A 19,454-nucleotide genomic window follows, 5' to 3' on the forward strand; every position below is an offset into this window, starting at 1 on the left:
TATACCGACGCGACCTCCGGCCTGCTCGACCCCGTGCGGCTGGAAGACCGCTTCCGCATCCCGTACGAGGACATGCTGGACCGCGAGATGGGGCCGCTGGGCGAACTGCCGCAGGAGTTCCTGGGCCGGGTGCGCATGACACCCGACGACCACGAGATCGGCGACAACTGGGAGCCGTTTCGCGCTGGCGGCACGGGGCCGCGTTACCGCCACGGACTGGCCGCCTACTGGCAACACCAGCGCCCCGGCGAGCCGCGCAGCCGCGCCGTGCAGATCCTGGAGCAGGGCTCGGGCTGGCACCTCTTCATGGCCGACAGCCGCACCCAGCGGCCGCACCGCAGCGCCGAAACACTGGACCGTGCGCTGATCCTGGGCCTGGAGCAGACGCAACAGCTCGAGGCCTGGCTGCTGCAGGCGCCGCCCGAATCGCTGAAGATCGTCAGCAGCGCCGCCTTGCTGCTGCCCCGCAGCCGCCAGTGGATCGACGACCCGCTGTACCTGGACAACTGGCAGGGCTACCCGGCGTCCTTCTGCCGCCTGCTCGCGTTCGTGTGCGACCACCAGCTGCGCAACCTGGTGTTCCTCTCCGGCGACCTGCACCTGGGTTGCCGCGCCGAAGTGACGGTCCGCAACGTGGAAAGCGGTGCCAGCGCCGAGTTCCAGTCCTGCCATGCGCCGGCGCTCTACGCGCCCTACCCGTTCGCCAACGAGACCGAGTGGAACCTGCTGCTGCACGACAGTTTCGGCTTCGACGCGGTGCGCGCCGGCGTTCGGCAAAGCTATGAGTGCACGGTGGACGCGCAGGTGCTGGCGCCGGGGCGCAACGGCTGCGCATTGCTGAAGGCCACGCGCAGCGGCGCCGACTGGAGCGCCACCGTCGAAGTGGTCGGCTAGGAAATCCGCACGCCTTGTTCGGCCGCCATGTAGACCGCCTCGGTGCGGTTGCGCGTGCCCAGTTCCTGGTAGATCGCGCGCAGGTGCGTCTTGACGGTGCCGTCGCTGATGCCCAGCTGGCGCGCGATCAGCTTGTTCGAATTGCCGCGCAGCGCCGCCCGCAGCACGTCGGCCTGCCGCTCGGTGAGCGTGGGGAAGGCATCGCGCACGTCGCGCGTCTGGATCGCCGTCATGCCGCCGGTGGGCAGGTAGACGCCGCCCTCGGCGATGGTCCGCACCGCCGTCATCAGCTGGTTGGGCGGCGAGTCCTTGGGGATGAAGCCGGCGGCGCCGCCGTCGACCGCCGTGCGCACCAGTTCGGCATTGCGGTCACCGGACAGCACCACCACCCGCGTCAGCGGCGCGGACTCGCGCAAGGCATCGAGCGCACGGGCGCCGGACAGGCCGTCCATGTGCCAGTCCAGCAGGATCAGGTCGAAAGTCGAATCGCGGGTGGCGTCGACCGCTTCCGCCGCCGAGGCGGTGAGCGTGACTTCCATGCCGGGGTCGAGCTTTTCGAGCAGCAGCCGCAGGCCTTCCCGGAACAGGGAATGGTCGTCGCACACCAGAACTCGCATGGGGCCCTCCTTTTGCCGTGACTGCACCACCTGCGGCCGCCTCACCCCGCACCACGGGATCATGCGCGCAGGCGCTGCGGCTGGCCTCTGCCCATCGGGATAGAGGCGCTGGCGGCGTCAGCTCTGGACCAGTCGCTTGGCCTTGGAGATCGACATCAGGATGCCCAGGCCCATGCCCAGCGTGACCATCGCGGTGCCGCCATAACTGATGAAGGGCAGCGGCACGCCCACCACCGGCAGGATGCCGCTCACCATGCCCATGTTCACGAAGGCGTAGGTGAAGAAGATCATGGTCACCGCGCCGGCCAGCAGCCGCGAGAACAGCGTGGGCGCATCCAGCGCGATCGCCAGTCCCCGCAGCACCAGGAACAGGAAGCTGATGATCAGGAACACGTTGCCGAGCAGCCCGAACTCCTCGGAGTAGGCCGCGAAGATGAAGTCCGTGGTGCGCTCGGGGATGAACTCCAGGTGCGTCTGCGTCCCCTGCATGAAGCCCTTGCCGAAGATGCCGCCGGAGCCGATGGCGATCATCCCCTGGATGATGTGGAAGCCCTTGCCCAGCGGGTCCTTGGTCGGGTCCAGCAAGGTGCACACCCGCTGCTGCTGGTAGTCGTGCAGGAAGCCCCAGCTGAAGCCGGGCGCGCACAGCTGCGACTCGAACACCAACAACACCGCCACCGCGGCAACGCCCAGCGCCACCGGCGGCAGCACCAGCTTCCAGGACAGGCCGGCAAAGAAGATCACCGACAGGCCGGCCGCCAGCACCAGCAGCGACGTGCCCAGGTCAGGCTGCTTCATGATCAGGCCGACCGGCACGGCCAGCAGCAGCCCGGCCACGATGAAGTCCAGCGGCCGCAGCTGGCCCTCGCGCTTTTGGAACCACCAGGCCAGCATCAGCGGGGTGGCGATCTTGAGGATCTCGCTCGGCTGGATCACGATGCCCAGGTTGACCCAGCGCTTGGCGCCCTTCTTGGTGATGCCGAACACCGCCACCGCGACCAGCAGCGCGACCCCCGCGACGTACAGCGGCACCGCGAAACTCATCAGGCGCTGGGGCGGCACCTGCGCCACGATGAACATGATGAAGCCGGCCAGCAGCATGTTGCGGGCATGGTCCATGAACCGGGTTCCGTGGTCGAAGCCCGACGAGTACATCGTCAGCAGGCCGGCGCAGGCCAGCAGGAACACGGCGAAGGCCAGCGGGCCGTCGAAGCCCTGCAGCATGGGCGCAATGCGATGGCGCAGGTTGGGCTTGTCGAAGACGGCGGACATGGCTGAATTATCGGGCAGGCGCGCGCCCCGCGCCGCTACCATTGCGCGCATGGCCACCACCCACCTGCTCTACCTGCACGGATTTCGCTCCTCCCCGCAATCGTTCAAGGCCCGGCGGATGGCGGCGGCTGTGCGCGAGCGCCATCCGGCGGTGAACTGGTGGTGCCCCCAACTGCCGCCCTCCCCGGCCGCCGCGCTGGCGCAGCTGCGCGAAGGCATCGCCGACTGGCCGGCGCAGCGGATGGCCGTCGTGGGCTCGTCGCTGGGGGGCTTCTACGCCACCTGCATCGCCGAAGACACCGGCTGCCGCGCCGTGCTGCTGAACCCCGCGGTGCACGCCGCGCGCGACCTGGCTTGCCAGGTCGGCGAGCACGCCGCCTGGCACGATCCGGCGCAGCGCTTGGTCTTCGCCCCGGAATACGTAGACGAACTGCGGGCGCTGGAGCGCGGGCCCATCACGCGGCCGGAGCGCTACTTCGGCGTGATGGCCAAGGGCGACGAAGTGCTGGGCTGGCGCGAGATGACCGGCCGCTACCCGGGCGTGCGCATCAAGCTGCTGCAAGAGGGCGACCACGCGCTGTCCGACTTCGACGACCATCTGGGCGAAGTGCTGGCCTTCCTGGACCTGGCCTGAAGGGGCCTCCTTGGGGCGTGGGACAATCGCCGCCATGTTTGTGTTGTTCGAAGAAGCCGGCAAGTTCCTCGCCGGACGGGTCCTGTCGGAGGCCGATGCCTCGTCCCAGGTGGAGCTGGAAAGCGGCAAGCGGGTCAAGGTCAAGGCCGCCAACATCCTGTTGAAGTTCGACAAGCCGCAGCCGGCCGAACTGCTGCGGGCCGCGCATGCCGTGGCCCAGGAGATCGAGCTGGACCTGGCCTGGGAGTTCGCCCCCGCCGAGGACTTCGGCTTCGCCGAGCTGGCGCGCGACTATTTCAGTGACAAGGCCACGCTTGAGCAGCAGGCCGGCGCGCTGGTGCGGCTGTTCGAGGCGCCGCACTACTTCCGCCGCGCCGGCAAGGGGCGGTTTCGCAAGGCGCCGCCCGAGATCCTGCAGCAGGCCCTGGCCGGCATCGAAAAGAAAAAGCAGCTGCAGGCGCAGATCGCCGCCTGGGCTGCGGAGCTGGGCGCGGGCAGCTGCCCGCCGGCGATTCGCGACCAGCTCTATCGCATCCTGTTCAAGCCGGACAAGAACGCCCCCGAATACAAGGCAGTGGTCGAGGCGTCGCGCGCGACGCACACCGCGCCGCTGGACCTGCTGCAAAAGGCCGGCGCGATCGCCTCGCCCTACCAGTTCCACTGGAAGCGCTTCCTGCTGGAGTTCTTCCCCAAGGGCACCGGCTTTGCGCCGGTGCCGGCGCCGCCGGTCAAGGACGAGCTGCCGCTGGCCAGCGTGGCGGCTTTCTCGATCGACGATTCGAGCACCACCGAGATCGACGACGCGTTGTCGGTGCAGGGGCTGGGCAGCGGCACCGTCACCGTGGGCATCCACATCGCCGCGCCTGGCCTGGCGATCCAGGCCGGCTCGCCGCTGGACCAGCTGGCGCGCCAGCGCATGTCCACGGTCTACATGCCGGGCCACAAGATCACCATGCTGCCGGACGACGTGGTGCAGGCGTACACGCTGCAAGAAGGCCGCGACTGCCCCTCCGTCTCCCTGTATGTGCAGTTCGACGAAGCCTCGCTGGCCGTGAAATCCAGCCAGACCCGGCTGGAACGCGTGCCGATCGTGGCCAACCTGCGGCACGACCAGCTCGATGCCCACGTCAGCGAAGCCTGGCTGGACGACGCGGCGACGGCGGACGTGCCCGGCGTGCCAGCCGCCGCCGCCAGCCTGCGCACCGAGCTGGCCTTCCTGTACCGGCTGGCGCGCCAGCTCAAGGCGCAGCGCGAAGTGGTGCGCGGCAAGCCCGAGACCTTCAACCGGCCGGACTACAGCTTCAAGCTGCTGGCCGCCGGGGACGAGCCGACCGGCGACGAGACAGTGGAGATCAGCACCCGCCGCCGCGGTGCGCCGCTGGACCTGATCGTGTCCGAGGCCATGATCCTGGCCAACAGCACCTGGGGCCTGTGGCTGGCGGAGGTCGGCGTTCCCGGCATCTACCGCAGCCAGGCCAGCCTGCTGCCGGGCGTGAAGGTGCGCATGGGCACCAAGGCGCTGCCGCACGCCGGCATCGGCGTGCCCAGCTACGCCTGGAGCACCTCGCCGCTGCGCCGCTACACCGACCTGGTCAACCAGTGGCAGATCATCGCCGCCGCCCGCCACGGCCGCACGGCGGCCCTGGTCGCGCCTTTCAAGCCCAAGGACGCCGAGCTGTTCTCGGTGATCTCCGCCTTCGACGCCGCCTACTCCGCCTACAACGGCAACCAGGCCGGCATGGAGCGGTACTGGACGCTCAAGTACATCGCGCAGAACGGCATCGCGGAACTCGATGCGACGGTGTTCAAGGAGGGGCTGGCGCGGGCCGACCTGCTGCCGCTGGTGCTGCCGGTGCTGGGCGCGAGCGACCTGCCGCGCGGAGCCCGGGTGCGGCTGAGGCTGGGCGAGATCGACCTGATCACGCTGGACATCGCCGGCACGGTGCTGCAGCGGCTGGACACGGAAACCGTCGCACCGGCGTCGGAAGAAGACGACAGCGAGGACGAAACCGTGGCCGGGCCGATTGCCATTGCGGTGGATGTCTCGGACACTCCCGGGGAGGAGACTGCGGCCCCTGGTGGTGCCGCCACCCCGATTCAATGAACCTGAAGTCCCTGAGCACCATCGAAATCGCGTTGGGCGTCTCCGTGATCGTCCACGCCGCGGTGCTGACGGTGCGCTTCGTCGATCCCGAAGGCTTCAACCGCGTCTTCCAGGACACCCCGCTGGAGGTGATCTTGGTCAACGCCCGCAGCAACGAGAAGGTCGACAAGGCCCAGGCCATCGCCCAGGCCAGCCTGGCCGGGGGCGGCGAAGCCGACCTGGGCCGCGCCACCTCGCCGCTGCCGCCGTCGGCCCTGACCCGGCTGGGCGACGCGGCCGAGGACGCGCAACGGCAGATCGAGGCGATGCAGGAGCAGCAGACGCTGATGCTGGCGCAGCTGAAACGCTCGCTGGCCGCGCTGCCGCCGCCCGATCCCAAGCAGGCGGCCACCAACCCGCAGGCGGCCGCGCGTGAGGAAAAGCGCCGCCACCTGACCAAGCTGCTGGCCGAGATCGAGCGGCGCATCAACGAAGAAAATGCGCGGCCAAAGAAGCGCTACATCAGCCCGGCCACGCGCGAAGAGGTCTACGCCCTCTACTACGACACGCTGCGGCGCAAGATCGAGGACCGCGGCACGCACAACTTTCCGGAGATGGCCGGCCGCAAGCTGTACGGCGAGCTGACCATGATCGTCACCGTCAACCACAACGGACGCATCATCGAAACCGAAGTGGTGGAAAGCTCCGGCAACCTGACGCTGGACCGGCGCGCGGCCACCATCGCCCAGGCGGCCGCCCCGTTCGGCAACTTCAGCGAGGCCATGCGCCGCAAGGCCGACCAGATCGTCGTGGTGTCGCGCTTCAAGTTCACGCGCGACGAAACGCTCGAGACCAAGCTCACCAACCGTTGACTGCCGTGGACCAGTACTGCGTCATGGGCAATCCCGTGGGCCACAGCAAGTCGCCGTGGATCCACGCCCGCTTCGCCGCCCTCACCGGCCAGCCGGTGGAATATGGCCGGCGGCTGATTCCGTTCGACGGCTTCGCCGCGGCGCTGCAGGCCTTCGCGGCCGAAGGCGGCAAAGGCTGCAACGTCACGGTGCCGTTCAAGTTCGAGGCCGCCACGCTGGTCAGCCGGCGCAGCGCGCGGGCGGCCCTGGCGGGAGCCTGCAACGTGCTGCGTTTCGACGGCGGCGACCTGACCGGCGACAACACCGACGGCATCGGGCTGGTCCATGACCTGCAAGGCAACGCCGGCATGGCCCTGGCCGGGCGTGACCTGTTGCTGGTCGGCGCCGGCGGCGCGGCGGCCGGCGTGCTGGGGCCGTTGCTCGACACGCGGCCGCGCCGGGTGGTGGTGGCCAACCGCACGGTCGACAAGGCGCGGGCGCTGGTTGCTGGCCACGCCACCCTGGCCACGGCCAACGACGTCGCCCTGGAAAGCTGTTCGCTGACGGACGTCACCGGCTGCTTCGACGTGGTGGTGAACGCCACCGCCAGCAGCCTGGCGGGCGATGCGGTGCCGGTTCCGGCAACGGTGCTCAAGCCGGGTGCGCTTGCCTGCGACATGATGTATGGACCCGCGGCGGACGGCTTTCTGGACTGGGCCCGCAGCCACGGCGCCATCGGCCGCGACGGCCTGGGCATGCTGGTGGAACAGGCGGCCGAGGCTTTCTGGGTCTGGCGCGGCGTGCGGCCACCGGCAGCGCAGGTGCTGGCCGAGCTGCGGGCGGAGCTGGCCGCGTGAGCGCCGCTCGCCCGCTCGCGCAGCGGACCATCCTGGGGGTCCAGTGAAGCCGTTGCTGCGCTGGCTGGGGCTGGTGCTGCTGGCCGGCTTCGCCTTGCAGCTGTTCTTCCTGCTGCGTATCGCATCGATGGCGGCGATCGACCCGGAATCGACGACCTTCCAGCGCTCGGAGGCCTGGCGGATCGCGACCGGGCGCGATCGCTTTCGCTGGCGCCAGCAGTGGCTGCCGTACGCGCAGATCTCCGAGCACCTCAAGCGCGCCGTGATCGCCTCCGAGGACGGCAGCTTCGTCAACCACGACGGCGTCGACTGGGACGCGGTCGAAAAGGCCTGGGAGCGCAACGCCAAGGCGGAAGAACAGGCGGCCAGGCGCGCCGCCCTGGTGCGGCCCGTCGCCAGGCCGCCCAAAGTGATAGGCGGCTCCACCATCACCCAGCAGCTGGCCAAGAACCTGCTGCTGTCCGGTGAGCGCACGCTGCTGCGCAAGGGCCAGGAGTTCGTGCTGACCTTCGCGCTGGAGCGCATGCTGTCCAAGCGGCGGATCCTGGAGATCTACCTGAACAACGTGGAGTGGGGCGAAGGCGTGTTCGGCGCCGAGGCCGCCGCCCAGCACTACTTTCGCAAGAGTGCCAGCAAGCTGGGGCCTTACGAGGCGGCGCGGCTGGCGGTGATGCTGCCGCAGCCCAAGCGCTTCGAAAAGAACCCGGGCTCGGGCTACCTGGCCAGCCGGGCCTCGACGATCGTCGCGCGGATGCGCGATGCGGTCGTGCCCTGAAGCCCTAAGATCGGCCATGCGCATTCTCGGTATCGACCCTGGCCTGCAGACTACCGGCTTCGGCGTCATCGACGTCGACGGCCACGCGCTGCAATACGTGGCCAGCGGCACGATCACCACCACCCACCTTCACCGCGGCGACCTGCCGGCGCGGCTGCAGGTGCTGTTCGACGGCATCAACGAGGTGCGCACGCGCTACCAGCCCGACGTGGCAGCCGTGGAAATCGTGTTCGTCAACGTCAACCCGCAAGCCACCTTGCTGCTCGGTCAGGCGCGCGGCGCCTGCGTGACGGCGCTGGTCTCCTGCAACCTGTCGGTGGCCGAATACACCGCGCTGCAGATGAAGCAGGCGGTGGCGGGCTACGGCAAGGCCGGCAAGGCCGAAGTGCAGGAGATGGTCAAGCGCCTGCTGGGGCTGCCCGGCGTTCCGGGCAAGGATGCGGCGGATGCCCTGGGGCTGGCGATCACGCACGCGCATGTGGGTGCGTCGCTGGCGCGCATCGCGACGGCTGCCAGTGTGGGGCGCAAGTCGACCGGGATGTACCGGGCGGGGCGGGCGCACTAGTTTTCGTTTCGTCACCCCCGCGAAGGCGGGGGCCCGGCAGTCCCGCGTGCGCCGCAACGACGCGGTGAGGTCAGGCCAGCCGCTCGAGAACGAGCACCAGGAAGAACCCCAGCGCCGAGAACAGCGTCCACTTCAGCAGGACCAGCCCGAAGCGCTTGTACTTCGCCTGGCCGGTACCGGCGTAGAAGGCGAAGCTGACGCCGGCCGCCAGCAGCAGCAGCATCAGGATCCAGCGGAACACCAGCATCGGCTACCAGGCCCGCGCCGGCAGGGCGAAGCCGGCCGGCGCCTGGCGCTCGTCACCGAAGCTCACCACCTCGAAGGCGTCCGGCGCGGCCAGCAGCGCGCGCAGCAGCTTGTTGTTCAATGCGTGGCCCGAGCGGAAAGCGCTGTAGGCCGCCAGCAAGGGCTTGCCGACGATGTACAGGTCGCCCATGGCGTCCAGGATCTTGTGCTTGACGAACTCGTCGTCGTAGCGCAGCCCGTCGGAGTTGAGGACGCGGTAGTCGTCCATCACGATGGCATTGTCCAGCCCGCCGCCCAGGGCCAGGCCCTTGGACCGCATCATCTCCACGTCCTTGGTGAAGCCGAAGGTGCGGGCCCGGGCGATGTCGCGGCTGTACTGGCCCGAGCTCAGGTCGAATTCGTAGCGCTGCGCGGTCGAGTCGACCACGCGGTGCGAAAAATCGATCTCGAAAGCCAGCTTGTAGCCGTGGAACGGGTCGAGCCGCGCCCACTTGAGGTTGTCGCCCTCGCCTTCGCGCACCTCGATCGTCCGCAGCACGCGGATGAAGCGGCGCGGCGCGTGCTGCTGCTCGATGCCGGCGCTTTGCAACAGAAACACGAAGGACGCGGAGGAGCCGTCGAGGATGGGAACCTCTTCGGCCGTGATGTCCACGTACATGTTGTCGATGCCCAGGCCGGCGCAGGCCGACATCAGGTGCTCGACGGTGTGGACCTTGACGTTGCCGTTGGAGATGGTCGAGGCCAGCCGCGTGTCGGTCACGGCCAGGGTCGACACCGGGATGTCCACCGGCACCGGCAGGTCGACCCGGCGAAACACGATGCCGGTGTCCGGCTGGGCCGGCCGCAGCGTCAGCTCCACCCGCTGGCCGCCGTGCAGGCCCACGCCGACCGCCCTGGTCAGGGTCTTGAGCGTGCGTTGGCGAAGCATCGGTCGATTTTAGTTGGCCGCGGCCGCCAACGCATCCGCTTTACCGCATGGCCACACCAGCCGGGGGCCGGACGAAAAAAGGGCGGGCACGCCTGTACCCGCCCCCAAGCCCCTTGGAGAACTGCCTAGGGAATCCTGGACAAGACCCTCAGTCGGCCTGCTTGCGCAGGAAGGCCGGGATCTCGAAGTCGTCCATGCCGCCGCTGGACAGGGCGTCCACCTTGGCCGCGGCCTGGGTCCGGTTGGTGCGCCACACGCTCGGCACGGCAAGGCCGCCGTACTCGGGCTGCGCCACCTGGGCGCCACCGGCGCCCTGCATCTCGCGCGTGACGATCGCACCGGGGCCGCCGACAGCGCTGTGGATGGTCGGCACGTGGAACGGCACGTTGTCGGTGCCGGTGCGCAGCACCTGCAACGGGGGCGCGGTGCGGCGCTGGCCCTGGCGCGACAGGCCGGTGGCCACCACGGTGACGCGGACCTGGTCGCCCAGCTCGTCGTCGTAGGCGGTGCCGTAGATCACGTGCGCGTCCGGCGAGGCATAGGCGCGGATGGTGTTCATCGCCAGCTTCGACTCCGACAGCTTCAGGCTGCCCTTGGCCGCCGTGATCAGCACCAGCACGCCCTTGGCGCCCGACAGGTCGATGCCCTCCAGCAGCGGACAGGCCACTGCCTGCTCCGCCGCGATGCGAGCGCGGTCCGGGCCATTGGCCAGGGCCGTGCCCATCATCGCCTTGCCGGGCTCGCCCATCACCGTGCGCACGTCTTCGAAGTCGACGTTGACGTGGCCGGGAACATTGATGATCTCGGCGATGCCGCCCACCGCGTTCTTCAGAACGTCGTTGGCGTGGGCGAAGGCTTCGTCCTGGGTGATGTCGTCGCCCAGCACTTCCAGCAGCTTCTCGTTCAGCACCACGATCAGCGAGTCGACGTTGGCTTCCAGCTCCGCCAGGCCGGTGTCGGCGTTGGTCATGCGGCGGCCGCCTTCCCAGTCGAACGGCTTGGTGACGACGCCCACCGTGAGAATGCCCATCTCCTTGGCCACCCGCGCGATCACCGGCGCCGCGCCGGTGCCGGTGCCGCCGCCCATGCCGGCGGTGATGAACAGCATGTGCGCGCCCTGGATCGCCTCGCGGATGCTTTCGACGGCCAGCTCGGCGCACTCGCGGCCCTTCTCGGGCTTGCTGCCGGCGCCCAGGCCGGTGCCACCGAGCTGGATGTGCTTGTGGGCCGTGCTGCGCGCCAGCGCCTGCCCGTCGGTGTTGGCGCAGACGAACTCCACGCCCTGCACGCCGCACGCGATCATGTGCGCCACGGCATTGCCACCGCCGCCGCCGACCCCGATCACCTTGATCTGGGTGCCCTGGTGGAACTCTTCCACTTCGATCATTTCGATGCTCATTGCCTTACTCCTGATTTTGCTGCAGTTGCCACTTGCTGATTTGTTGGATGTGTCATCAACGCGGGAGCGGTGGATCGGTGCACCGACATCGCTCCTTTCTCGAATTGGGCGGAGAACCACGGGCCAGCCACAGTTTGGATGTCATGACTAGAAGTTCCCCACGATGAAATCTTTCAGGCGGCCAAAGGCGGTCTTCATCGAGCCGTGCTGCTGCGCCACCTTCTGGCCGCGCATGCGCGCGGTGCGTGCCTCTTCGAGCAGGCCCATGACGGTGGCGGCACGCGCCTGCGCCACCATGTCCGACAACGAGCCGCGGTAGCGCGGGATGCCGCGGCGCACGGGCTTGAGGAAGATGTCTTCGCCGAGTTCGACCATGCCCGGCATCACGGCGCTGCCGCCGGTGATGACGATGCCGGACGACAGCACTTCCTCGAAGCCCGACTCGCGGATCACCTGCTGCACCAGCGCGAAGATTTCCTCGACGCGCGGCTCGATCACGCCGGCCAGCGCCTGCTTGCTCAGCATGCGGGGGCCGCGGTCGCCCAGGCCCGGCACCTCGACCTGCTGCTCGGGGTCGGCCAGCAGCTGCTTGGCGTAGCCCGACTCCACCTTGATGTCCTCGGCGTCCTTGGTCGGCGTGCGCAGCGCCATCGCGATGTCGCTGGTGATCAGGTCGCCGGCGATCGGGATGACGGCGGTGTGCCGGATCGCGCCGCCGGTGAAGATCGCCACGTCGGTGGTGCCGGCGCCGATGTCCACCATCGCCACGCCCAGCTCGCGTTCGTCCTCGCTCAGCACCGCGGCGCTGGAGGCCAGCGGGTTCAGCATCAGCTGCTCCACCTCCAGGCCGCAGCGGCGCACGCACTTGATGATGTTCTCGGCCGCGCTCTGGGCACCGGTCACGATGTGCACCTTGGCCTCCAGCCGGATGCCGCTCATGCCGATCGGCTCCTTGACGTCCTGGCCGTCGATCACGAACTCCTGCGGCTCCACCAGCAGCAGGCGCTGGTCGGTCGAGATGTTGATGGCGCGCGCCGTCTCCACCACGCGGGCCACGTCCGCCGGCGTCACCTCGCGGTCCTTCACCGCCACCATGCCGCTGGAATTGATCCCGCGGATGTGGGCGCCGGTGATGCCGGTGTAGACGCGCGTGATCTTGCAGTCGGCCATCAGCTCGGCCTCTTTCAGCGCCTGCTGGATGCTCTGCACGGTGGCGTCGATGTTCACCACCACGCCGCGCTTGAGCCCGTTGGACGGCGCCACGCCCAGGCCGGCGAGCTTGAGCGCGCCGTTGCCCATGACCTCGGCCACGACCACCATCACCTTGGCGGTGCCGATGTCGAGTCCGACCACGACGTCCTTGTAATCCTTGGCCATCTCTTGTTCCTAGTTCCTCTGCGTTTGCACGTCCGTTGTGCCCACGCCCCTCAACCGCACCGCATAGCCGTCCCGGTGCCGCAGGTCCGCCGTTACCAGCGCCTCCGGTCGTCGGCCGTATTTCGAAGTCACCTGGGTCAGCGTGCGGGCAAAGCGCTGGCTGCGCGCCAGCACCTCGTCCTGCGTGCCGCGACCCAGTTCCACCACCGCGCCGCTGTCCAGCTTCAGCGTCCAGCCGCCGCGATTGGTCAACGCCAGCTGCTCCACCCGCAGCTCCATGGGCTCGAACAGCGGCTGCAGGCCGCGGTACATCGCCAGCACCTGCGGCGCCGCGCCGTCCGGGCCGTTCAGGCGCGGCAGTTCGTCCTCGTCGAGCTCTCCCGGGTCGGCCTCGAACACTTCACCGAAGGTGTTGACCATGCGCGACTCGGCCTCGGCGCCCCACAGCGCCAGCGGCTGGTGCTCCTGCAGCTGCACCCGCAGCCGGTTCGGGAACTGGCGCCGCACCGTGGCCTGGCGCACCCAGGGCACGCTCTCGAAAGCCGCGCGGGCCCGCTGCAGGTCCAGCGTGAAGAAGTTGCCGGCCAGCCGCGGCGCCACGTTGGCGCGCAAGGTGGCCACGCTGTTGTGCTCCAGGTCGCCCTGCACCGTGATGCCGCCCACCGCGAACAGCGGGTGCCGCAGCAGCCACCAGCCCAGCGCCGCCGCCAGCAGCACGGCGCAAGCCACGAACAGCACCGAAGCGGTGAGGTTCATCAGCTTGACGTCGACGGGCTGCGGCAGCGCGTGCTTCATGATGGCGACGGCTGCCTGAGCTGGTCGAGGGCGGCGCTGGCCAGCAACTGCAGGCACAGGTCTTCGTAGCTGATGCCGGCGGCGCGGGCCGACATCGGCACCAGCGAGTGGCCGGTCATGCCGGGCGAGGTGTTGATCTCCAACAGGTACGGCTTGCGCGTGGTCGCATCGACCATCACGTCGATGCGGCCCCAGCCGCGGCAGCCCAGCACGCGGTAGGCCTTGAGCACCAGGTCCTGGATCGCTTCCTCTTCGCCGGCGGGCAGGCCGCACGGCACCAGGTACCGGGTGTCGTCGCTGAAGTACTTGTTCTGGTAGTCGTAGTTGCCGGCCGGGGCGACGATGCGGATCACCGGCAGCGCGCGGGCCTGGTCGCCGGTGCCCAGGATCGGGCAGGTGACCTCGTCACCGGCCACGAACTGCTCGCACAGCACGTCGGCGTCGAGCACGGCGGCGGCGTCGACGGCGGCCTGCATGTCGGAGTAACCCTCGACCTTGGCCACACCGATGGACGAGCCTTCACGCGCCGGCTTGACGATCACCGGCAGGCCCAGGTCGTCCGGCACCCGGATCACCTGCTCGTGCTCGTAGCTGCCGCGCCGCAGCAGGGTGTAGCGCGGGGTCGGCACGTTCTCGGCGATCCAGACCCGCTTGGTCATCACCTTGTCGATCGAAATGGCCGAGGCCATCACGCCGGAGCCGGTGTACGGGATGCCGAGCAGCTCCAGCGCGCCTTGCACCGTGCCGTCTTCGCCAAAGCGGCCGTGCAGCGCGATGAAGCAGCGCTGGAAGCCGTCGCGCTTGAGCTCGGACAGGTCGCGCTCGGCCGGATCGAACGCATGCGCATCCACGCCCCTGGAAAGGAGCGCCTGCAGCACGCCGCCGCCGGACATCAGCGACACCTCGCGCTCCGCCGAGTGGCCGCCCATCAGGACGGCGACCTTGCCGAAATCCCCGGGGTTCATGCCGCGCCTCCCATTTCGACCAGCCTGGCGGGCACCGCGCCGATGGAGCCGGCGCCCATGCACAGCACGACGTCGCCGTCGCGCACGGTGTCCAGGATCTCCTGCGGCATCGCGCCGATGTCGTCGACGAACAGGGGTTCCACCTTGCCGGCCACGCGCACGGCGCGCGCCAGCGAGCGGCCGTCGGCGGCCACGATCGGGTCTTCGCCGGCGGAGTACACCTCCGACAGCACCACCGCGTCGGCGCTGCCCAGCACCCGCACGAAATCCTCGAAGCAGTCGCGGGTGCGGGTGTAGCGATGCGGCTGGAAGGCCAGCACGATGCGCTGGCCGGGGAAGGCGCCGCGGGCGGCCGACAGCGTCGCCGCCATCTCCACCGGGTGGTGGCCATAGTCCTCGATCACGGTGAACCTGCCGCCGCCGCGCACGCCGGGCACGGCGACGTCGCCATAGCTTTGAAAGCGGCGGCCGACGCCCTTGAAGTCTTCCAGCGCCTTGACGACCGCGTCGTCGGGGATGTTCAGTTCCACCGCGACGGCGATCGCCGACAGCGCGTTCAGCACGTTGTGCATGCCCACCAGGTTCAGCTTGACGTGCATGTCGGGCAAGATCACGCCGTTGCGCCGCTGCACGGTGAAGTGCATCTGCGGGCCGACGGCGCGCACGTCCACGGCCCGCACCTGGGCTTCTTCGTGCAGGCCGTAGCTGGTGACCGGGCACTGCACGTCGGACAGGATCGAGCGGATGGTCGGGTCGTCGACGCACAGGATGGCGGTGCCATAGAACGGCATGCGGTGCAGGAATTCGAGGAAGGCGCCCTTCAACCGGTTGAAGTCGTGCCCGTAAGTCTCCATGTGGTCGGCGTCGATGTTGGTCACGACGGCCATCACCGGCAGCAGGTTCAGGAACGAGGCGTCGGATTCGTCGGCCTCCACCACGATGTAGTCGCCGCTGCCCAGCTTGGCGTTGGCGCCGGCGCTGTTGAGCCTGCCGCCGATCACGAAGGTCGGGTCCAGCCCGCCCTCGGCCAGCACGCTGGCCACCAGGCTGGTGGTGGTGGTCTTGCCGTGGGTGCCGGCGATGGCGATGCCCTGCTTCAGGCGCATCAGCTCGGCCAGCATCATGGCGCGCGGCACCACCGGGATCTTGCGCTTGCGGGCGGCGAGCACCTCGGGGTTGTCGGCCTGCACCGCGGTCGACGTGACCACCGCATCGGCGCCGATGATGTTGGCCGCGGCATGGCCGACGAAGGTCTGGATGCCCAGCTCGGACAGCCGGCGCAGCGTCGGTGTGTCGTTCAGGTCCGAGCCGGAGATCAGGTAGCCCAGGTTGCGCAGGATCTCGGCGATGCCCGACATGCCGGCGCCGCCGACTCCGACGAAATGAATGTGCTTGATTGCGTGTTTCATGCTTTGGCGAGCGCCTCGCAGGCGGCGACCATCTGCTCGGTCGCCTGGGTTTTTTGCATTTTCCGGGCCGCCACGGCGCGCCGCAGCAGTTCGTCGCGCTGGAGCGTGATCAGCATGGTCGCTACGGTGTCGGGGGTCAGTTCGCGCTGCTGCACCAGCCAGCCGCCACCCGCATCGACGAGGAAGCGGGCGTTGGTGGTCTGGTGGTCGTCCACCGCGAACGGGAAGGGAACGAACAGGGCCGCGGCGCCGACGGCCGCCAGCTCGGTGACGGTGCTGGCGCCGGCGCGGCAGATCACGAGATCCGCCTGGGCGAACGCGCTGGCGGTGTCGTCGATGAAAGGCGTCAGGTCCGCCTCGACGCCCGCAGCTGCGTAGTTGGCGCGCAGCTCTTCGATCTGCCTGGCGCCGCTTTGGTGGACCACGTGCGGGCGCTGCGCGGCCGGAATGCGGGCCAGCGCCTGCGGCACGATGTCGTTCAGCGCCTTGGCGCCGAGGCTGCCGCCCACCACCAGCAGCTTGAGCGGGCCGCTGCGGCCGGCAAAGCGCTGCTCGGGCGGCGGCTGGTTCAGAAAGGCCGCGCGCAGCGGATTGCCGATCCACTCGCCCTTGGCCACCACGTCGGGGAAGGCGCTGTAGACGCGGTCGGCGACGCCGGCCAGCACCTTGTTGGCCATGCCGGCGACCGAGTTCTGTTCGTGCAGCACCAGCGGCTTGCCCAGCAGCACGCCCATCATGGCGCCGGGGAAAGTGATGTAGCCGCCCAGGCCCACCAGCACGTCGGGCTTGACCCGGCGCACCACCTGGATGCTTTGCCAGAAGGCGCGCAGCAGCCTGAGCGGCAGCAGCACCAGCGTGAGCGGGCCCTTGCCGCGCACGCCGCCGAAGGCAATCGTCTCCAGCGGAATGCCGCGCGGCGGCACCAGCTGCGCCTCCATGCTGCCCGGAGCGCCCAGCCAGTGGACGCGCCAGCCGCGCTCGCGCAGGGCTTCGGCCACGGCCAGCCCGGGGAAGATGTGGCCACCGGTGCCGCCGGCCATGACGAGAGCGCACTTCATGCGCGGCCTCCCCGCATCAGCACGCGGTTCTCGTAGTCGATGCGCAGCACCACCGCGATCGCCACCACGTTCAGCAGCACCGCCGAGCCGCCGTAACTCATGAGCGGCAAGGTCAGGCCCTTGGTCGGCAGCGCGCCCAGGTTCACGCCCATGTTGATGAAGGCCTGGAAGCCGATCCAGATGCCGACGCCTTGCGCCACCAGCCCGGCGAACACCCGGTCCAGCACGATGGCCTGGCGGCCGATGTGCATGATGCGGCGCGTCATCCACAGGAACAGGCCGATCACGGTGACCACGCCGATCAGGCCGAACTCCTCGCCGATGACGGCCAGCAGGAAGTCGGTGTGCGCCTCCGGCAGCCAGTGCAGCTTCTCGACGCTGCCGCCCAGGCCGACGCCGAAGATCTCGCCGCGGCCGATGGCGATCAGCGAGTGCGACAGCTGGTAGCCCTTGCCCAGCGCGTGCTTCTCGCTCCACGGGTCCAGGTAGGCGAAGATGCGCTCGCGCCGCCAGTCGGACAGCGCGATCATCACGGCGAAGGCGACCACGATCACCGTGGCGATCAGGAAGAACATGCGGGCGTTGACGCCGCCCAGGAACAGGATGCCCATGGCGATCACCGCGATCACCATGAAGGCGCCCATGTCCGGCTCGGCCAGCAGCAGCACGCCGACGACCGCGACCGCCGTGGCCATCGGCATGACCGCGCGCAGGAAGTTTTCCCGCACGTCCATCTTGCGCACCATGTAGTTGCAGGCGTAGAGCAGCACCGCGAACTTGGCCAGCTCGGACGGCTGGAACGAGATCGGCCCGACGGCGATCCAGCGGCGCGCGCCGTTGACGCCCTTGCCGATGCCGGGGATCAGCACCATCACCAGCAGCAGCAGCGACAGCACGAACAGCCACGGCGCCCAGCGCTCCCAGCTCGCCACCGGCACCTGGAACGCCAGCAGGCCGGCGACGAAGGCCAGCCCCAGGAAGATGGCGTGCCGTGTCAGGAAGAAGCTGTGCGCATAGCGGGCGAACTTGGGGTTGTCCGGCAGCGCGATCGAGGCCGAATAGACCATCACCAGGCCCCAGGCCAGCAGGGCGACGCAGACCCAAACCAGCGCGGCGTCAAAGCCGTGCAGCCGCACGTTGGCGTTGTCGCGCGGGGCGCGTTCGGGGTGCCAGCCCGGCGCGCGCGGCCGCCAGGGATTGAGTCCGGAGAGGGTGGCAGCGATGCTCATTGCGTGTCCCCCGCCAGCATCGCGCCGGCTTCGTCCGCGATCACTTGCACCGCGGCGCGAAACACTTCGGCCCGGTGGCCGTAATTGCGGAACATGTCGAAGCTGGCACAGGCCGGCGACATCAGAACAGCGTCGCCGGCGTGGGCGCGCTGGGTCGCGAGGCGCACCGCCTCTTGCATCGTCGCCGCTTCCAGCAAGGCAACGCCGGTCGGTTCCAGCACGGCGCGGATGGCGGGAGCGTCGCGCCCGATCAGCACGGCGGCGCGAGCGAAACGCGCTACTGGCGCGGCCAGCGGCGCGAACTCCTGGCCCTTGGCGTCGCCGCCCAGGATCACCACCAGCTTGCGGTCGGCGCCCAGGCCCTGCAGCGCGGCGACGGTGGCGCCGACGTTGGTGCCCTTGCTGTCGTCGAAGTACTCGATGCCGTCGACGATGCCCACCGGCTCGACGCGGTGCGGTTCGCCGCGGTAGTCGCGCAGGCCGTACAGCATCGGCGCGAGCTGGCAGCCAGCGGCCGTGGCCAGGGCCACCGCGGCCAGCGCGTTGGTGGCGTTGTGGCGGCCGCGGATGCGCAGGGCATCAGCCGGCATCAGGCGTTGCAGGTGGATTTCCACCTCTTCGTGCTTGCGCCTCTTTTCGGTTTCGTCCGCTTCGTGGGCGCGCACCAGCCAGGCCATGCCGTGCGGCACTTCCAGGCCGTAGTCGCCCGGGCGTTGCGGCAGGCCCTCGCCGAAGGTGATGTAGCTGCGCTGCTCGTACTTGCCGCCCTTCAGGCGCACTGGCTCGGGCAGCATCCGCATGACGACCGGATCGTCGCGGTTCAGGATCATCACGCCATGCCGGCCGAACACGCGCGCCTTGGCGGCCGCGTACGCTTGCATCGTGCCGTGCCAGTCCAGGTGGTCCTGGCTCAGGTTCAGCACGGTGGCTGCCGTTGGTTCGAAATCGGTGACGCCTTCCAGCTGGAAGCTGGACAGCTCGAGCACCCACACCTGCGGCAGGTCTGCGCCCTGCTGGGTCAGCGAGTCCAGCAGGCTGGGGCCGATGTTGCCCGCCACCGCCACCGTCTTGCCGGCGCGCTCGACCAGTTGCGCGGTCAGCGAGGTGACGGTGGTCTTGCCGTTGGTGCCGGTCACGGCCAGCAGCGCGGGCTGGTAGCCGTCGGCCGCCTTCAGTTGCGCCAGGGCGGCCACGAACAGGTCCAGTTCGGCGCGCACGGCCACGCCGGCAGCGCGGGCGGCGTCGACCACCGGCGCCACCTGCGCCGGCGTCAGGCCCGGGCTGCGCAGCACCAGCTGCTGGCCATCGGCCAGCGCCGCGTCGAACGGGCCGGCCACGAAGCGCGCCTGCGGCACCTGCTCGCGCAACGCGGCCAGTTGCGGCGGCGCGTCGCGCGTGTCGGCGACCGTCACCACCGCACCCTGCCGCGCGCACCAGCGCGCCATGGCGAAGCCGGACGCACCGCAGCCGAGCACCAGGACGGGTTGGTCGCGCAATTGC

19 protein-coding genes are annotated in these 19,454 nt (G+C 69.4%); 7 read left to right on the plus strand and 12 right to left on the minus strand.

Features of this window, described 5'->3' with window-relative positions; genetic code table 11:
* Positions 1–894: alkaline phosphatase D family protein (locus JWP65_RS15455; RefSeq protein ID WP_299765276.1), on the plus strand; the 894-nt coding region annotated here is incomplete at its 5' end.
* On the opposite strand, the gene JWP65_RS15460 is transcribed toward JWP65_RS15455, so the two are convergent.
* A complete protein-coding gene (locus JWP65_RS15460) occupies positions 891–1,511 on the minus strand; it encodes a response regulator transcription factor (protein WP_299765278.1) in 621 nt (206 codons plus the stop codon). The two genes, JWP65_RS15455 and JWP65_RS15460, sit on opposite strands and share 4 nt — an antisense overlap.
* A 117-nt stretch (positions 1,512–1,628) precedes the next feature.
* Positions 1,629–2,783, minus strand: a complete 1,155-nt coding sequence (gene rodA, locus JWP65_RS15465) for a rod shape-determining protein RodA (RefSeq protein ID WP_299765280.1) — start codon at positions 2,781–2,783, stop codon at positions 1,629–1,631.
* 49 nt (positions 2,784–2,832) lie between these two features.
* On the opposite strand from rodA, the gene JWP65_RS15470 reads away from it, so the two are divergent.
* From JWP65_RS15470 to ruvC, 6 genes are read left to right on the plus strand one after another with little or no spacing between them, the layout of a single operon-like run.
* Positions 2,833–3,417 carry a YqiA/YcfP family alpha/beta fold hydrolase gene (locus JWP65_RS15470; RefSeq protein WP_299765282.1) on the plus strand — a complete coding sequence of 195 codons (585 nt, stop codon included), beginning with the start codon at positions 2,833–2,835 and terminating at the stop codon, positions 3,415–3,417.
* Positions 3,418–3,451: 34 nt separating this feature from the next.
* Positions 3,452–5,521, plus strand: coding sequence for an RNB domain-containing ribonuclease (locus JWP65_RS15475; protein WP_299765284.1), 2,070 nt, complete (start codon positions 3,452–3,454; stop codon positions 5,519–5,521).
* Positions 5,518–6,372 (plus strand): energy transducer TonB, encoded by an 855-nt coding sequence (locus JWP65_RS15480; RefSeq protein ID WP_299765286.1) that lies wholly within the window; start codon positions 5,518–5,520, stop codon positions 6,370–6,372. The genes JWP65_RS15475 and JWP65_RS15480 overlap by 4 nt, the downstream gene beginning before the upstream one ends.
* Positions 6,369–7,208 (plus strand): shikimate dehydrogenase, encoded by an 840-nt coding sequence (gene aroE / locus JWP65_RS15485; RefSeq protein WP_299765287.1) that lies wholly within the window; start codon positions 6,369–6,371, stop codon positions 7,206–7,208. Before JWP65_RS15480 ends, aroE begins: the two co-directional genes overlap by 4 nt.
* Before the next feature lie 43 nt (positions 7,209–7,251).
* A complete protein-coding gene (mtgA, locus tag JWP65_RS15490; protein WP_299765289.1) occupies positions 7,252–7,983 on the plus strand; it encodes a monofunctional biosynthetic peptidoglycan transglycosylase in 732 nt (243 codons plus the stop codon).
* Between the two features lie 16 nt (positions 7,984–7,999).
* The gene (ruvC, locus tag JWP65_RS15495; RefSeq protein WP_299765291.1) at positions 8,000–8,548 is read left to right on the plus strand and encodes a crossover junction endodeoxyribonuclease RuvC; all 549 of its coding nucleotides are present in this window, start codon (positions 8,000–8,002) and stop codon (positions 8,546–8,548) included.
* Between the two features lie 70 nt (positions 8,549–8,618).
* Here the strand turns inward: ruvC and JWP65_RS15500 are convergent, their stop codons facing one another.
* The 10 genes from JWP65_RS15500 to murD all read right to left on the minus strand — a co-directional run bounded on the left by JWP65_RS15500 (position 8,619) and on the right by murD (position 19,450).
* Entirely contained in the window at positions 8,619–8,789 is a 171-nt protein-coding gene (locus JWP65_RS15500) for a hypothetical protein (RefSeq protein WP_299765312.1), read from the minus strand.
* 9 nt (positions 8,790–8,798) lie between these two features.
* Positions 8,799–9,722, minus strand: coding sequence for a UDP-3-O-acyl-N-acetylglucosamine deacetylase (gene lpxC / locus JWP65_RS15505; protein ID WP_299765293.1), 924 nt, complete (start codon positions 9,720–9,722; stop codon positions 8,799–8,801).
* A gap of 148 nt (positions 9,723–9,870) precedes the next feature.
* Positions 9,871–11,121: a cell division protein FtsZ gene (gene ftsZ / locus JWP65_RS15510; protein ID WP_299765295.1), complete on the minus strand. Its 1,251-nt coding sequence runs from the start codon at positions 11,119–11,121 to the stop codon at positions 9,871–9,873.
* A 147-nt stretch (positions 11,122–11,268) separates the two neighbouring features.
* A complete protein-coding gene (gene ftsA, locus JWP65_RS15515) occupies positions 11,269–12,498 on the minus strand; it encodes a cell division protein FtsA (protein ID WP_299765298.1) in 1,230 nt (409 codons plus the stop codon).
* Between the two features lie 9 nt (positions 12,499–12,507).
* Entirely contained in the window at positions 12,508–13,293 is a 786-nt protein-coding gene (locus JWP65_RS15520) for a cell division protein FtsQ/DivIB (protein ID WP_299765300.1), read from the minus strand.
* The gene (locus JWP65_RS15525) at positions 13,290–14,258 is read right to left on the minus strand and encodes a D-alanine--D-alanine ligase (protein ID WP_299765302.1); all 969 of its coding nucleotides are present in this window, start codon (positions 14,256–14,258) and stop codon (positions 13,290–13,292) included. The genes JWP65_RS15520 and JWP65_RS15525 overlap by 4 nt, the downstream gene beginning before the upstream one ends.
* Positions 14,255–15,667 carry a UDP-N-acetylmuramate--L-alanine ligase gene (gene murC / locus JWP65_RS15530; RefSeq protein ID WP_299765304.1) on the minus strand — a complete coding sequence of 471 codons (1,413 nt, stop codon included), beginning with the start codon at positions 15,665–15,667 and terminating at the stop codon, positions 14,255–14,257. Before murC ends, JWP65_RS15525 begins: the two co-directional genes overlap by 4 nt.
* The gene (gene murG / locus JWP65_RS15535) at positions 15,664–16,725 is read right to left on the minus strand and encodes an undecaprenyldiphospho-muramoylpentapeptide beta-N-acetylglucosaminyltransferase (protein WP_299765306.1); all 1,062 of its coding nucleotides are present in this window, start codon (positions 16,723–16,725) and stop codon (positions 15,664–15,666) included. The genes murC and murG overlap by 4 nt, the downstream gene beginning before the upstream one ends.
* Positions 16,722–17,948, minus strand: coding sequence for a putative lipid II flippase FtsW (gene ftsW / locus JWP65_RS15540; RefSeq protein ID WP_299765308.1), 1,227 nt, complete (start codon positions 17,946–17,948; stop codon positions 16,722–16,724). The genes murG and ftsW overlap by 4 nt, the downstream gene beginning before the upstream one ends.
* Before the next feature lie 2 nt (positions 17,949–17,950).
* The gene (murD, locus tag JWP65_RS15545; protein WP_299765310.1) at positions 17,951–19,450 is read right to left on the minus strand and encodes a UDP-N-acetylmuramoyl-L-alanine--D-glutamate ligase; all 1,500 of its coding nucleotides are present in this window, start codon (positions 19,448–19,450) and stop codon (positions 17,951–17,953) included.
* Positions 19,451–19,454 lie beyond the last annotated feature (4 nt).

Source organism: Ramlibacter sp., assembly GCF_028292805.1.
In the GTDB taxonomy this organism is placed as follows: domain Bacteria; phylum Pseudomonadota; class Gammaproteobacteria; order Burkholderiales; family Burkholderiaceae_C; genus Ramlibacter.

Coding starts and splice junctions, on each gene's coding strand:
- JWP65_RS15460 (WP_299765278.1), bottom strand. CDS start 1,511: ATGCGAGTTCTGGTGTGCGACGACCATTCCCTGTTCCGGGAAGGCCTG.
- rodA (WP_299765280.1), bottom strand. CDS start 2,783: ATGTCCGCCGTCTTCGACAAGCCCAACCTGCGCCATCGCATTGCGCCC.
- JWP65_RS15470 (WP_299765282.1), top strand. CDS start 2,833: ATGGCCACCACCCACCTGCTCTACCTGCACGGATTTCGCTCCTCCCCG.
- JWP65_RS15475 (WP_299765284.1), top strand. CDS start 3,452: ATGTTTGTGTTGTTCGAAGAAGCCGGCAAGTTCCTCGCCGGACGGGTC.
- JWP65_RS15480 (WP_299765286.1), top strand. CDS start 5,518: ATGAACCTGAAGTCCCTGAGCACCATCGAAATCGCGTTGGGCGTCTCC.
- ruvC (WP_299765291.1), top strand. CDS start 8,000: ATGCGCATTCTCGGTATCGACCCTGGCCTGCAGACTACCGGCTTCGGC.
- lpxC (WP_299765293.1), bottom strand. CDS start 9,722: ATGCTTCGCCAACGCACGCTCAAGACCCTGACCAGGGCGGTCGGCGTG.
- ftsZ (WP_299765295.1), bottom strand. CDS start 11,121: ATGAGCATCGAAATGATCGAAGTGGAAGAGTTCCACCAGGGCACCCAG.
- ftsA (WP_299765298.1), bottom strand. CDS start 12,498: ATGGCCAAGGATTACAAGGACGTCGTGGTCGGACTCGACATCGGCACC.
- JWP65_RS15520 (WP_299765300.1), bottom strand. CDS start 13,293: ATGAAGCACGCGCTGCCGCAGCCCGTCGACGTCAAGCTGATGAACCTC.
- JWP65_RS15525 (WP_299765302.1), bottom strand. CDS start 14,258: ATGAACCCCGGGGATTTCGGCAAGGTCGCCGTCCTGATGGGCGGCCAC.
- murC (WP_299765304.1), bottom strand. CDS start 15,667: ATGAAACACGCAATCAAGCACATTCATTTCGTCGGAGTCGGCGGCGCC.
- murG (WP_299765306.1), bottom strand. CDS start 16,725: ATGAAGTGCGCTCTCGTCATGGCCGGCGGCACCGGTGGCCACATCTTC.